General features: G+C 66.5%; 13 protein-coding genes and 1 tRNA gene. 1 reads left to right on the top strand and 13 read right to left on the bottom strand.

The features are described from left to right. Positions 1-158 precede the first annotated feature (158 nt). From KF833_07275 to KF833_07250, 6 genes are all read right to left on the bottom strand, one after another. Positions 159-671 carry a tyrosine-type recombinase/integrase gene (locus KF833_07275; protein ID MBX3745095.1) on the bottom strand — a complete coding sequence of 171 codons (513 nt, stop codon included), beginning with the start codon at positions 669-671 and terminating at the stop codon, positions 159-161. Positions 672-1,094: 423 nt separating this feature from the next. Further along, positions 1,095-1,574: a hypothetical protein gene (locus tag KF833_07270; protein ID MBX3745094.1), complete on the bottom strand. Its 480-nt coding sequence runs from the start codon at positions 1,572-1,574 to the stop codon at positions 1,095-1,097. Beyond that, the gene (locus tag KF833_07265; GenBank protein ID MBX3745093.1) at positions 1,571-1,819 is read right to left on the bottom strand and encodes a GIY-YIG nuclease family protein; all 249 of its coding nucleotides are present in this window, start codon (positions 1,817-1,819) and stop codon (positions 1,571-1,573) included. The genes KF833_07270 and KF833_07265 overlap by 4 nt, the downstream gene beginning before the upstream one ends. A gap of 208 nt (positions 1,820-2,027) precedes the next feature. Next, positions 2,028-2,103, bottom strand: a tRNA-Phe gene (locus tag KF833_07260). A gap of 316 nt (positions 2,104-2,419) precedes the next feature. Beyond that, a complete protein-coding gene (locus KF833_07255; GenBank protein ID MBX3745092.1) occupies positions 2,420-3,523 on the bottom strand; it encodes a DNA replication/repair protein RecF in 1,104 nt (367 codons plus the stop codon). 110 nt (positions 3,524-3,633) lie between these two features. Beyond that, entirely contained in the window at positions 3,634-4,278 is a 645-nt protein-coding gene (locus KF833_07250; GenBank protein ID MBX3745091.1) for a sterol desaturase family protein, read from the bottom strand. Positions 4,279-4,639: 361 nt separating this feature from the next. Here KF833_07250 and dprA point away from each other — a divergent pair, with 361 nt between their 5' ends. Further along, the gene (gene dprA, locus KF833_07245) at positions 4,640-5,758 is read left to right on the top strand and encodes a DNA-processing protein DprA (protein MBX3745090.1); all 1,119 of its coding nucleotides are present in this window, start codon (positions 4,640-4,642) and stop codon (positions 5,756-5,758) included. Positions 5,759-5,902: 144 nt separating this feature from the next. On the opposite strand, the gene KF833_07240 is transcribed toward dprA, so the two are convergent. The 7 genes from KF833_07240 to KF833_07210 form a co-directional block, all read right to left on the bottom strand. After that, on the bottom strand, positions 5,903-7,585 hold the full coding sequence (locus KF833_07240) for a tetratricopeptide repeat protein (protein ID MBX3745089.1): 1,683 nt from the start codon (positions 7,583-7,585) through the stop codon (positions 5,903-5,905). Between the two features lie 103 nt (positions 7,586-7,688). Continuing rightward, the gene (locus tag KF833_07235) at positions 7,689-7,790 is read right to left on the bottom strand and encodes an AURKAIP1/COX24 domain-containing protein (GenBank protein ID MBX3745088.1); all 102 of its coding nucleotides are present in this window, start codon (positions 7,788-7,790) and stop codon (positions 7,689-7,691) included. A 27-nt stretch (positions 7,791-7,817) separates the two neighbouring features. Beyond that, complete coding sequence (locus tag KF833_07230) at positions 7,818-8,705, bottom strand: ATP phosphoribosyltransferase (GenBank protein ID MBX3745087.1); 888 nt, start codon at positions 8,703-8,705, stop codon at positions 7,818-7,820. A gap of 31 nt (positions 8,706-8,736) precedes the next feature. Then, on the bottom strand, positions 8,737-9,354 hold the full coding sequence (locus KF833_07225) for a phosphoribosylglycinamide formyltransferase (GenBank protein MBX3745086.1): 618 nt from the start codon (positions 9,352-9,354) through the stop codon (positions 8,737-8,739). A 14-nt stretch (positions 9,355-9,368) separates the two neighbouring features. Further along, entirely contained in the window at positions 9,369-10,544 is a 1,176-nt protein-coding gene (locus KF833_07220) for a deoxyhypusine synthase (protein ID MBX3745085.1), read from the bottom strand. Between the two features lie 52 nt (positions 10,545-10,596). After that, positions 10,597-11,727, bottom strand: a complete 1,131-nt coding sequence (locus KF833_07215; protein MBX3745084.1) for a DUF5009 domain-containing protein — start codon at positions 11,725-11,727, stop codon at positions 10,597-10,599. Between the two features lie 287 nt (positions 11,728-12,014). Beyond that, entirely contained in the window at positions 12,015-12,428 is a 414-nt protein-coding gene (locus KF833_07210; GenBank protein ID MBX3745083.1) for a four helix bundle protein, read from the bottom strand. Between the last annotated feature and the right edge of the window lie 83 nt (positions 12,429-12,511).

Genomic DNA, 12,511 nt, shown 5'->3' with positions numbered 1-12,511 from the left:
CTCACGGCTTCCCGAGGGCAAAGCACCTTCGCATGGATCGGTTTGGCCGGAACTCAGCGCCCAAGCGCTCTTGGCGCGTCATCTACGGCGTTTGCGCTCCGTGGCGGATGCCGAATCCAGAAGAGGTCTTTCCTCCGGAGGGATTCCCGACCCGAATCCTACGCGCACAACCTTTCGGCCTGCGGCCGCTCGTACTCCTCCAACGCCGGGAGGGTGACCTCGGCGTGGCGGGCGTAGGCGCGGTGGACTGCTTTGCTGTTGTGGCCGAGGGCTTCCTGGGCGAAGCGCTCGGGGTACCCGACCGTCTTGGCGCGCTCGGCCCACGCGTAGCGGTAGCTGTGGAGCGTCACGCCCTCGATGCCGAGACCCCGGCAGCGTTGCTTGAATTCCGTGGCTCGGTCGGAGGCCCGGACACCCCGGAGATTGGGGAAGAGCGGGCCGGACGCCGGGAGTTGGCGAAGGACCCTTTCCAGGTCGTCGCCAATGCGTATCAGGGCGGGCGATTCGGTCTTGCGCCGGAAATACGCGATGACGCGGCGTTCCCAGTCGATGTCCTCGGCGGCGAGGTTGGCGATGTCGCCTTGGGCACCGCCGAGGTGCCAGCAGAGTTCGTAGAACGCGCGGCGTTCGGGATGCGGCTCGCGGTCGAGGATGGGGAAGTGCGCGTTGATCGCCGTAGCGGAGGGTCAGCGCCTGGCGTTTGGTGCCGATCGGGCATGGGGGCCACACCAAACTGGGGCGATTCCGACCAACGGCGATCTCGCGCGCCAGGCAGGGTTCGCCGGCTTCCCTCACGTCCCTTGGCCCTCGCGCTCCTCGGATCGGGCTGCATCGGATGGCCGACCGAACCCGACCGCGACCACGTTCCCCTCCCCTCGCGCCTCGAATTCTTCGAGGGACGGAAGGGTGACCTGGGCGTTGCGGGCGTAGGCGCGGTGGACGGCTTTGCTGTTGTGGCCGAGGGCTTCCTGGGCGAAGCGCTCGGGGTACCCCGCCTTCGTCTCGCGTTCGCGTGACTTCGGCGGACAGGCCGGCCGTTTTCGCGCGTTCGGCCCAGGCGTAGCGGTAGGAGTGGAGGGAGACGCCCTGGATCTTCAGGCGGCGGAGAATGCGCTGGCGGCGTGTTCGGTGCGGGTGATACCGCGGCGTTCACCGTGCCGGACCGAAGGCCAGAGCTTCTTCGGCAGGATCGGCCACGGGATCCAGTTCATCCCGAGTGCGAAGTTGTGAAAGCGCCGGAGGAAGATGTTGGTCGAGACCGTGCCGGCTCGGAGGACAGCGAGGAGATGCTCGGCCTGGGTGTCGATGAGGGGGCGGTCGCGGATCGAGTCGAAGGCGGATTCGGCGGAGCCGCGCTCGTAACGGGCGGCGTTGGCGCCGGTGCGCAGGGCGATCATCTCGCGCATGACGTCACCCCACGTCCGTTTCGCGGCCTGGTCGTCGGCGGCAGTGAGGTAGGTTTGCGCGATGCGGAGGTTGAGCTGGGGCTGGCGCAGGGCTTCGTTGCGGGCGTGGATGAGCGTCTCGGCGGTTCGACGATCGGCGGTCCTGAGGCTGAAGCGTCGGCCGGTCACAGGTGCCGATGGAGGAACGCGCGGCCGGATCCGGATTTCAGGTAGCGTTCGAAGGCGAGCGCACGGGTCCGGTCACAGAAGGCGGTGGCGGATCGTACAGTCCAGGGGCGGTACCTGGCGGTGTGGGTGACTTTGCCGGCGTTGTGCTCGGCGAGGCGGCGTCGGAGGTCGCGGGTTTGGCCGGTGTAGATCCGGCCGGGAGCGGACTGGGATTCGAGGGTGTACACGTAGTGAAACGTAGGCATGGCCTCGGCTGGTGCTTTGATTTGCGGGCCTCCTTTGGGCTGCTCCATGAATCTGCAGCCCTCCTTCACCCTGCGGGCTGCTGGAGCCTGTGGTGTGGGTCTCCTTTGGGGTGCTCCATGAATCTGCGGCCCTCCTTCGCCCTGCGGGCTACGGCGGGCAGCCTTCGCTGGCCTGCCAGCCATAGCTGGCCGGCAGGCCAGCGAAGGCTGGTGGCTGGGGACGGAATCGAACCGCCGACACAAGGATTTTCAGTCCTCTGCTCTACCGACTGAGCTACCCAGCCCCAAAACGTGGGCCGGCAATTCAGCCTTCCTCGCCGTTGGGTGGCAAGCAGGATTTCAACGACGGGCGCGGACGCGCGGATGCCGTGCATCCCGGAGTTGTGGGGAGGGGCGCGAACTTCGCGAAGCATTGCCTCGGAGGGCCGAGTTCCACGAGGCCGCAACGATGGGGTGCTTTGGGATGAGGACTCGCGGATCTCGTCCCTCCGATTTGCTGCCTTGAGCGCGGGCGTGGGGGCCGTTCCCGATGGCCAGACCCCGACAGGGTGGTGAAGGTCGTGGTTCTGGCCGAGCAGGCTTGCGACGCTTCGCCGGAACTCATGTCGCCTGCCCCGCCTGCTCTTCCGCTCGATCCAGGCGAATCAGCCGTGGTACGGTCCATTTTCGGAGGCGCCGACCGATCTCGCTGGGCCAATTCTCCTGGGTGCAGGTCATGAACACCTGCCCCTGATCGCGCTCGGCGCGCTCGAGCAGCGGCATCAGTCCGGCCCGGCGCCGGGCATCCAGTTCCCCCATGACATCATCGATGAGGAGGATGGGTGGCGGACCGATGCGGGCGGTGAGGAACTCTGCCTGGGCCATTTTCAGGGAGATGGCCAGGGATCGTTTCTGGCCTTCGCTGCCGAACTGGGCCGCCGATCGGTCTGACAGAAGGAGTTGGAGATCGTCACGATGGGGACCGACGGCGGTGGCGCGAAGCACCCGCTCGCGGGCGGCGGACTGGGCCAGTTCAACCGCGAAATCCTCCTTCACCGTCGGGGCATAGCGCATCTGGACCTCCTCGGCGTCCCCACTGATCTGGCGATAGGCGTCGCGGACGCGAGTCGCGAGGTCGGGGACCAGGGCGCGGCGTCGTTGGATTAGAACCGTTCCCGCAGCCACGACTTCGCGGGTGAACGGTTCGAGCAGGGCTGGATCGGGGTCGGGCCGTTTGAGGACGGCGTTCCTTGACTGGAGCGCCCGGACATAGCGTTGGAGGGTGGCCAGGTACCCGGGCTCCGACTGGGCGAGGAGGAAGTCGAGGAAGCGTCGCCGGCCGCGGGAGGGCCCCTTCACGAGGTGGAGATCCTCACTGCAGAACACCACGGCGCGCAGTTGTCCGTAATAGTCGCCGAGTCGTCGCACCGGCTGATCGTCGAGGGTGAGGGATCGTTCCGAGGCGGACCAGTACATGCGCACCTCGTGTTCAAGTTCCGACAGGAACCTGGCCCCAACGAAGTAGCCGCGGGCACCGTGGCGCACCATTTGGGCGCCGCCGACGCCCCGGAACGACCGGAGGGTGGCGAGCAGGTAGATGGCTTCGAGGATGTTGGTCTTCCCCTGGGCGTTGTCGCCAATCAGCAGGTGGAAGCCCGGATCGAAGTCCACGTCCAGCCGCCCGTAGTTGCGGAAATCGCGCAGGCGGAGGTGACGGAGGTGCACGCGGCGAGACTACCGGCGTCCTGGCTGGACGGAAGCGTCGGGGTGGCGCGCCGGTGCCGGATTCTGCCCCGCGGAGGAATTGGGCCTCAGGAGCGGCCTCAGGAGCGGCTTCAGGAGCTTTTGACGCCTGTGATGCAGAGGCGCAGGAAGCGGAGAAAGCGGCGGACCGGGGACTGGTGGGTCGCGAGGGGCTGGAGGTCGGGAACGGACGGCCCGGTGGGCTGGGCGAAGTGAACCCTGGAGCGGATCAGGAGCGTTCCCAGGCACAGGTCGGCGAGTGGCAGCACGACATTGAAGTTCTTGTGCATGTACCGGTGGTGGAGGATGTGATGGCCATTGAGCCGGAAGAACAGGCCGGACCGTTCGAGGGCGCGTTTCCGGGGGAGGTGCATGCACCAGTGAAGGTACTCATAGACGCCGTAGTAGGCGGCCATGGTCACAGCACCACCGATCAGCAGGCCCCATTGACCGAGGTACCATGCCGCCCCGGCGAAGGGCAGGGCGCAGAGGAGCACGAGCACGGGGCCGTTCCACCACGCCATCGGGATGGTTTCCTTGTCCTTTTCGTCGATCAGGTGATAGCTGTGGTCGGCACGGAAGATGCGGTGATGGATCAGCGCGTGGGTCCGGAATGGATACGTGAACGGGCCGACCGGCCGGTGCATGACGAAGCGGTGGAGGGTCCATTCGAAGAAGGAGGCGAAGACCACGGCCAGGACCGAGCCAACGGCTGCCCAGAACAAAACTTCAATCATCGAGCGGGGGGAGGGTTTGGGAGACGGACAGGACGGACAGGGGTAACACAACCTGGGGGAAAGGCGAAGCTCGCCCCGCGGATCGCGGGATTGCAGCCAGGCCCCGGCAGAGCGCCGGCAACCGGCTGGCTGCCGCGCCGGAGCAGGCGAGCGGTCCCCGATCAGAATGGTCGCTCCCGCCAGGCAGGCGGGTCTGGTATGTCTGAGGGACGGAACTCACTGTGGGCGCGAGGCGCGGGGGCAATGTATTTGGCAGAGGCTGGTTTGCGCAACGGTGTTGTGTATCGGCGCGGCGATTCCTGTGTGGCGTTTGCTGGCGTTTGCATTTGCCGGCTGGCACCGGGTCGGTTAAGCGAGATCCATGGAGGTTCGGGAGGCGCTGGTGGCATTGAACATGGTGGAGCATGTCGGGCCGGTGCGGCTGCGGCATTTGCTCGACCATTTTGGGGACGCATGCGCGGTGCTGGGGGCTTCGCGCGACGCCCTGATGCGGGTATCGGGGGTTGGGTCGGACACGGCCGAGGCGATAGCCGGCTGGGAACGGTCGGTGAATCTTGCGGCGGAACTGCGCCGGGTGGAGGAGTTTGGCTGCCGGGTGATCGTTCAGGATGATGCGGAATACCCGGCGCTGCTGCGGGAGATCTACGATCCGCCGATCGTGCTGTATGTCCGCGGACACCTCGAGCCCCGCGACCGCAATGCGGTGGCCCTGATCGGGTCGCGCCAGACGACCCACTACGGACTCGAGGTGGCGCGGCGCCTCGGGTACCAGCTTGGGTATCTCGGGGTGACGGTGGTGAGCGGCGGGGCGCGGGGGATCGACACGGCGGCCCATCAGGGGGCGCTGCATGCGAAGGGGCGGACGGTGTGCGTGCTGGGGACGGGGATCAACCTGGTGTTTCCGCCGGAGAATGCGGAGTTGTTCGAGCGCATTGCCGCGCAGGGGGCGGTGCTGACCCAGTTTCCCTTCAATCGCCCGGCGGACCGGCAGTCGTTCCCGATCCGGAACCGGATTGTGGCGGGGATGACGCTGGGGAGCGTGGTGGTGGAGGCGAATCTGTCGAGCGGGGCGCTGATCACCGCGAATTTCGCGCTGGATTACGGGCGGCAGGTGTTTGCGGTGCCGGGCCGGATCGATTCACCCCGGAGCAAGGGGTGCCACGATCTCCTGAAGAAGGGGGCCAAGCTGTGCGAGGGGGCGGAGGACATCCTCAGCGAGTTCGAGTACCTCTTCCCGCCCTCCAACGGAAGGCCGTCACCCGCCGAGACCGGGATGCTGCCGGCGCTGACGTTGTCGCCACAGGAGGAACAGGTGCTGGCAGCGCTGGCGTCGGGGGAGTTGCCCATCGACGACGTCATTCATCGAAGCCGGCTGCCGGCGGCCACGGTGTCGGTGGCGCTGCTGAACCTGGAAATGAAGCGACTGGTGACCCAACTGCCCGGAAAACGGTTCGTACAGAACCGGGTGGCCGGGGGGTGAGGGGTGGAGGGCTGAGGGCTGAGGGCTGAGCGCTGAGGGCTGAAGGCTGAAGGCTGAGGGCCCTTGGGACCCGCCCGCTTCCCCCATTCCCCACTCGCCACTCGCCACTCGCCACTCGCCTCCCGACGGAGAACTGGCCGCGCACTACGGCCCGGAGTCTTCCAGTTTCCGTTCGATCTCGGGGTCGGGTTTGAGGTCGAGGGCGCGCTGCCAGGCGGCACGGGCGTCTTCGAGGCGACCCAGGCGATGGTAGATGTCGCCGAGATGATCGTAGAGGGTGGGATCGGGTTCCTCGCTGAGGGAGACGGCGCGGAGTTGGTGGGGGAGGGCTTCCTCGGACCGGCCCAACTGATGGAGGACCCAGGCGAGGCTGTCGAGGTACGCGTCGTTGTCGGGGTCGAGACGGACGGCGCGTTCGATGAGTTCGTGGGCACGTTCGAGGTGGAGGCCCTGCTCGGCCCACATGTAGCCAAGGTAGTTGAGGGCTTCGGCGAAGTTGGGATCGAGTTCGATGGCTCTTTCGAACTGGGCGGCGGCGTCCTCGTACCGTTTGGCGCGCTCGAAGGCGACGCCGGACTGGAAGAAGAAGGCGGGCGTCAGGTGTTCCGGGGCGGTGGCGCCGGCAATGACCTCGGCGGCGGTGAGGTGACGGATGGCCTGGTCGTAGCGTTCGAGCTCGATACAGGCGGTGCCGGAGAAGTATTCGAGGCGGAAGCTGGGTCGGAACCGCAGACGGGCGCGATCGAGGATGGCCAGGGCCTCGGCGGGGCGACGGTGCCTCAGGTGGGCGATGGCGAGGTCGAAGTAGATATCAGGCTGGTCGGGGCGGAGGAGGAGGACCCGGTTGAAGGCATCGACGGCTTCCTCGAAGCGCTGGCGTTCGAGGGCAAGGACGCCGAGGAAGTAATGGGGAAGCGGGTTGGTGGGCTCGATGCGGGAGAGGATTTCGAGCTGTTCGATGGCCTTGTCCGGGTTGTCGGACTCGAGGTAGATGCCGGTCAGGCGTTCGCGCAGGCCGGGGAGGTCAGGATCGGATTCGAGCAGGGCCTGGTAAAGGGGGAGGGATTTCGCGGACTCGCCGAAGCGATGGTAAAGGTCGGCGAGGCGGAGGCGTTCGGCGGCATTGCGGGGGCCCAATTCGGCGGCGCGGTCGAGCAGGGCAACGATCCGGGGCTGGAGATTGCCGAGATCGGGGTGGCGCATGGCGTCGAGGACACCGAGGGAATTGGCGAGGACCAGGAGGAAGCCGCTGTCGGTATCGGGCTGTCGGCCGGCCTCTTCGAGGACGGCGAGGGCATCGGCGGCCTGGCCGGCCTGGAGGTAAACGACGACGAGGTTCTGGTAGGCCCCGATGTTGCGGGGCATGCGGGCGATGGCCTCGCGATTGGCGGCGATGGCCGCCTTGGGATTGCCTTGGAGGGAATGGACGATGCCGAGCCAGCCCCAGGCCATGCCGGGCTGGGGGGAGCGACGGACGAACCGTTCGAGGATCAGGCGGGCGTCTTCGTACCGGCGCCGTTCGATGAGTTTGCGGACGACATCGAAGGTGAGGTCTTCGTTGAGGGGATCACTGGCGACGGCGGCCTGGAAATGTTCGAGGGCCTCCTCGAGGTGTCCTTCAAGTTCGGCCAGGATGCCTGCGGTGAAGCGGGCATGAGCCTCGACGCGGCGTTCGTCCTCGGAGGAGAGGCGGACCTCGCGGAACTCCGTCCTGGACCGGGAACGGAGCGTACGATCACCGCGCTCGAAGGAAGTCGATCCGCAGCCGATCGTTCCAGCGAGCAGAACGGTCAGCAGCGCGGCCCAAGCGACCCCAAGGCGAGCCATGGCGACGAACGACACCACCGTCCCCGGGGATGGGGACGGTGGCCTGAAGGCTGGCAGCGACCTCGCCGCCCGTCGGGGGGCGGGAAGGCGACCCGGAAAGGGCCTACTTCTGCCAGGTGCGCTTCTTATGGCGGTTGGCGCGCAACTTCTTGCGGCGCTTGTGTTTGTTAATCTTCGTCTTGCGACGTTTCTTCAGCGATCCCATACAATCCTTCGTCTCCCCCGCCCGGCGTCAGTACACGATTTTGTTCAGCGGGTATTCAATGATGCCCTCCGCGCCGGCGGCCTTGAGCTGGGGGATGATCTCCCGCACAACCTGCTCGTCGAGGATGGTTTCCACCGCCACCCAGCCCGGTTGGCTGAGCGTCGAGACGGTTGGATTACGCAAGGCGGGCAGGGATTGCAACACCTTTGGGAGGTTCTCCTGCGCGATATTGAGCTTGAGACCGACCTTGGCTTCGGCGTCGATGGCCCCGCGGAGGAGCAGGCAGAGGGTCTCGATCTTGGCCCGTTTCCATGGATCGGCCCAGGCGGTGTGATTGACGATCATGCGCGGCGTGGAGGTGAGGAGGGTGTCCACGATGCGCAGGCGGTGGGCGCGCAGGGAGGAGCCGGTTTCGGTGACCTCGACGATGGCATCCACGAGTTCGTGGGCCTTGACCTCGGTGGCGCCCCAAGAGAACTCGACTTCGGCGGTGACGCCGTGGCGCTGGAGGTAGGCGCGGGTGAGGTTCACGACCTCGGTGGCGATGCGTTTGCCCTGAAGATCCCTGGGGCCGTGGATGGGCGATTCCTCGGGCACGGCGAGCACCCAGCGGGTGGGCTGCCGGGTGGCCTTGCTGAAGAGAAACTCGCCGACCTCGTGGACCTGGGAGCCGTTTTCGACGATCCAGTCGTGCCCGGTGATGCCGCCGTCGAGGTAGCCGTGCTCGACGTAGCGGCTGATTTCCTGGGCGCGAATGAGGCGGATTTCGAGTTCCGGATCGTTCACGTAGGGGATGTAGGAGCGGCTGCTGACCTGTACGTTCCAGCCCGCGCGGCCGAGCTTTTCGAGCGTGGCGTTCTGGAGGCTGCCCTTGGGCAGGCCGAGTCGAACGAGGGGTGTTGGGGTGCTGCTCATGAGAGGAGTGTTGGAAGACTGGGCGGCGGCGTCAGGCGGGCTCCTGCCAGCCGAGGATGCGGCGGCCTTCGCGGCGGATCCGTCCCTGGGCCAGGGCGGAGAGGACCGCCGGGTAGAGCCGGCGTTCGGCCTCCTGGATCCGGGCATGGAGGCTCTCCGGAGAATCGTCGTCCCGTACCGGCACCGCGGCCTGGGCGAGGATGGGGCCGCTGTCGATGCCTTCATCGACCCAGTGGACGGTGCAGCCGGTGATCTTGACGCCGTGTTCGAGGGCCTGGCGCCAGGCGGCGAGGCCGGGGAACGAGGGCAGGAGGGACGGGTGGACGTTGATGACGCGTTCGGGGAAGGCGCGGAGGAAGTCGCCCTTGAGGATGCGCATGAACCCGGCAAGGGCGACCACCTCGACATCGGCCTCGCGCAGGTGCCGGACGAACCCGGCCTCGGCGGTTTCATCGAGCTTGGTGCGGAACGGGCCGGGCGGGATGTGGTGGGCGGGGATGCCGCGTTCGCGGGCACGATCGAGGATGGGGGCGTCGGCGACGTCGCTGAGGACCAGCGCCATGGTGGCGGGCAGGGTGCCGGACTGGACGGCATCGGCGAGGGCGACGAAGGTCGAGCCCTTCCCGGATCCGAGGACACCGATGCGCATGGGGCGGGTGGCGTTCACGCCTTGGCGCCAACGGAGCTGGCGCGTTTGGCGCGTTTGCGGCTGGTGAGGACCTTGGAGACGGTGCCTGTCTGAAGGTACCGGTCGCGCAGGCGGGTGAGCAGGGCGTCGCGACGGTCGTACAGGCGGCGGGGACGCCGGGCTTTGACCCGGGCCATGGCATAGGCGGTGAGCAGCGGCAGCGTGAGAGTCGAGTCGCCGTAGCACACCACGCAGTCCGGGAGGTTGTCGGGGTCCACCTTGCCCCAGCTCACCGCCTCGCTGGGGGTGGCGCCGCTGAGGCCGCCGGTGTCGGGTCGGGCGTCGGTGAACTGGAGGAAGTAGTCGTGGCCCTTTTCCTGGATGCCCATGACCTCCTGGATCTGGGGTTCGGTCTGGAGCATGAAGTTTTTGGGACTGCCGCCGCCGAAGATGAGGACGCTGCTGGTGAGGCCGGCGGACTTGGCCTCGTACACGATGGCGGCGGTCTGGTTGACGTCGCGGTTGACGTCGGGGAGGAGTCGGGAATCGCGCAGGGCCATGGCGGCGACGTTCATGCCGATGCTCGAGTCGCCGGGGCTGCTGGTGAAGATGGGGATGCCGCACCGGTAGGCGGTGGCGAGGACGGAACTGTCGCGCAGGCCGAGTTTGCGACCGCGCTCATCCACGTAGCGGCCGAGCAGGTAATGGAATTCGTCGGTGCCCATGGCCCGCTGGAACTCGGGTCCCTGGATGACTTCGCGGACGAAGGCGTCGGTGTCGAGGAGGACGTGGTAATCGAACAGGACGTCGTAGATGCGGATCACGCCGTCCCGGTGGAGATCGACGTCGTTGAGAAAGGGCGATCCGGCATAGAGGGCCATGTCGAGGCCGTAGTGGAGGTCGTGGTAGAGGTTGGCCCCGGTGGAGACGATCCAGTCCACGAATCCGGCCTTCATGAGGGGGATCAGGCAGCTCTTGCCGAGGCCGGCGGGGGTCAGGGCGCCCGTCAGGCTGAGGCCCACGAAACCGTCGTCGGCGAGCATCTTCTCGGCAAAGAGGCGGCAGCCTTCGCGCAGGCGACCGCCGTTGTAGGCCATCATGGTCCGGTCGATGAGGTCCGCGGCGGTGATATTGCGCCCGATGCCCAGCGGGTTGAGGCGCGGGTAGGCGGCGAACTTCTTCGAGGGGGTCGGGCCCGACGACTTGCTCATGACGCGGGCAAGTGTGGCGCCCGGCGCCAAATGACCAATCAAAAAGGCGCCTTCAGATCCGCAGGAACAGGCCGCGGCGGTGCATCCAGAAGAGAACGAGCCAGTAGAGGGCGAGAATCACCGCGCCTTCGAGGAGCGGGGCGTAGGCGGCCCCGAGGGCCTGGAAGAATCCGGGTCCGAGGTGGGTGCGGAGGGTGGATTCGAAGAAATCGTCCCACAGTTGGGCAATGACGTAGGCGGCGATGGAGTTCATGCCGATGACGCGCAGGGGAAAGGCCCAGGCGTGGCCGTCGCGCCGGTCGAGCAGGACATGGAAGGCGGCGAGGATGAGGAAGCACCAGCCGCCGCTGAACAGGACCCAGGACGGAGTCCAGATTCGCTTCACGACGGGGCAAAGGCCCGTCATGCCCAACAGGGCGCCCAGGGCAAGTCCTGCGACGCCCAGGGTGAGCAGGCGTCCCAGGCGGCGTGACGGCAGCGTCTCGTGGCGGAGCACTCCGCCGGCGATGAGGCCGAGGAGCATGGTGGCAAGGGTGGGCACGAAGCTGAGCGTGGCGTAACCACCGCCGTTGTACTCCCAGGCTTGAGGGCGGGGAAAGAGGTTGAGGAACCCGTGATCAAAGGCCCAGGCGAGGTTGGCGTTCTTCTGCCAGTGGGCTGCGAAGCCGCTCAGGCCGTGGGCGGCGAGCCATTCGTCGGTCACCCCGACCGCCGCGAAATCGTGGTCGGGTCCCGCCGCGGGATAGAGCGCGAAGGCCAGCCAGGTGCCCAAGAGCAGGACACCCAGGGCGATCCACTGGTCCCGGCGGGGTCGGAAGGCCAGGAGGAACAGCGGCAGATAGCCGAGCCCGATCTGGGACAGCGTGTCCTCGAAGGTCCAGCGCGTCTGCGGGGCACCCACCGAGCGAAGGAAGACGCCCAGCAGGATGAGAATCAGGGCGCGCCAGGCGGCGTGCCCGAACATGGGCAGGAATGGCTGGCCGCGGGACTGGCGGTTGGCGACGGAGAAGGCCAGCGCGGTGCCGACCAGGAAACTGAACCCGGGCTGGATGAGGTCGTGGAGGGTGCAGCCGACCCACGGGACATGGCTCTGCTGTCGTGCGAGGAAGGCCCAGAAGCCGCTTTCGGGCAGGGCCCGGGCCACCCGGCTCAGGTGCAGGACTTCGGCCATCATCAGGAACATCACCAATCCCCGAAAGGCGTCGATCGAGACGATCCGAACCGGAGCGGGGCGGGGATCCGATGGGTTCATGCGAGGTTCCTCCGAGGCTGCCGGCTGGAAGGCGTGCCGGCAAGTCGAACGCCAGGGGTCAGATCTCTGAATTTGACAAATCCGGCCTCGGATCGAGCGGGCGACGGAAAATATCACTCACATTTTGGCGCTAATCCCGACGCCGCTCGGGGGAAGCCGTCGAATTCGCGAATCCGTTTCGCAGCGCAAGGTCCTTGCTCCTGCTCCTGCTCCTGCTCCTAGATGTCGCCGCATGTTCGGTACGGCGGCAGTTCCTCGCCCAGTCGCCCAGGAGAGAGGCTCCTGATGAGGCCGACCAGCAGACAAACCGTCTCGTGCAGTAGCGCCTTGCCCTCCCGGACCTGCTCCGAACTGAGTTCTCCCTTGGCCACCAGCACGTCCAAAGAAGCCGCACACTCCAAGGCGGAGCCCCGCGCCGCATCCAAGTAACGACAACGGTCCGGAGCCGTGTATTTCGCATTGCCTTCGGCTATGTTCAAAGGGACCGAAGTCGAAGCGCGGTCCAACTGGTTATGGACGGCCAGCTTGGAGGAAACGTGTTCGAGAATGCGATTAGCCCAGACTACGAACTGAATGCTACGCTGGTAGACGACCAGTTTTTCGTGGTCAAAAAGGGTTTGTGCCGAGCTCATACGGAATCGGATTGGAGCAAGAGCAAGAGCAAGAGCAAGAGCAAGAGCAAGAAGAAGTCATGGCGGGGAATTGTTGTCCGAAT

The organism is Verrucomicrobiia bacterium, assembly GCA_019634625.1.
Taxonomy (GTDB): Bacteria; Verrucomicrobiota; Verrucomicrobiia; order Limisphaerales; family CAIMTB01; genus CAIMTB01.
Note: the sequence above shows the minus strand (reverse complement) of the source record. Positions and strands in the feature narration are given on the sequence as shown.

Coding starts and splice junctions, on each gene's coding strand:
- KF833_07265 (MBX3745093.1), bottom strand. CDS start 1,819: ATGCCTACGTTTCACTACGTGTACACCCTCGAATCCCAGTCCGCTCCC.
- KF833_07250 (MBX3745091.1), bottom strand. CDS start 4,278: ATGATTGAAGTTTTGTTCTGGGCAGCCGTTGGCTCGGTCCTGGCCGTG.
- dprA (MBX3745090.1), top strand. CDS start 4,640: ATGGAGGTTCGGGAGGCGCTGGTGGCATTGAACATGGTGGAGCATGTC.
- KF833_07240 (MBX3745089.1), bottom strand. CDS start 7,585: ATGGCTCGCCTTGGGGTCGCTTGGGCCGCGCTGCTGACCGTTCTGCTC.
- KF833_07235 (MBX3745088.1), bottom strand. CDS start 7,790: ATGGGATCGCTGAAGAAACGTCGCAAGACGAAGATTAACAAACACAAG.
- KF833_07230 (MBX3745087.1), bottom strand. CDS start 8,705: ATGAGCAGCACCCCAACACCCCTCGTTCGACTCGGCCTGCCCAAGGGC.
- KF833_07225 (MBX3745086.1), bottom strand. CDS start 9,354: ATGCGCATCGGTGTCCTCGGATCCGGGAAGGGCTCGACCTTCGTCGCC.
- KF833_07220 (MBX3745085.1), bottom strand. CDS start 10,544: ATGAGCAAGTCGTCGGGCCCGACCCCCTCGAAGAAGTTCGCCGCCTAC.
- KF833_07215 (MBX3745084.1), bottom strand. CDS start 11,727: ATGTTCCTGATGATGGCCGAAGTCCTGCACCTGAGCCGGGTGGCCCGG.
- KF833_07210 (MBX3745083.1), bottom strand. CDS start 12,428: ATGAGCTCGGCACAAACCCTTTTTGACCACGAAAAACTGGTCGTCTAC.